The following is a 270-nucleotide window of genomic DNA, read 5'->3' as shown; positions in this document are numbered from 1 at the left end:
GCTAGCACATGGTGACACCATACAAGTTGGCCAACTTGTATTTAAAGTACTACATTGCCCAGGGCACACCCCTGGACACGTTGTATTTTATCAAAATACGCAAAGCACCGTTATTGTCGGTGATGTTATATTTAAAGGCTCAGTCGGGCGTACTGATTTTCCAAAAGGAGACAGTAAGCAGCTTATTAGCTCAATACAGGCCCATATAATGACGTTGCCATTGAGTACCACAATTTTAAGTGGTCATGGTGAAGATACCGATGTCGCTAA

At 42.6% G+C, this 270-nt stretch carries 1 protein-coding gene; it reads left to right on the top strand.

Going from position 1 to position 270, the window contains the following annotated elements:
• On the top strand, positions 1–270 hold a 270-nt coding region (locus tag SB749_RS19555; RefSeq protein WP_410711772.1), incomplete at both ends, for an MBL fold metallo-hydrolase.

This window comes from Brevibacterium sp. SIMBA_078 (assembly GCF_046534565.1).
Taxonomy (GTDB): Bacteria; Actinomycetota; Actinomycetes; order Actinomycetales; family Brevibacteriaceae; genus Brevibacterium.
Note: the sequence above shows the minus strand (reverse complement) of the source record. Positions and strands in the feature narration are given on the sequence as shown.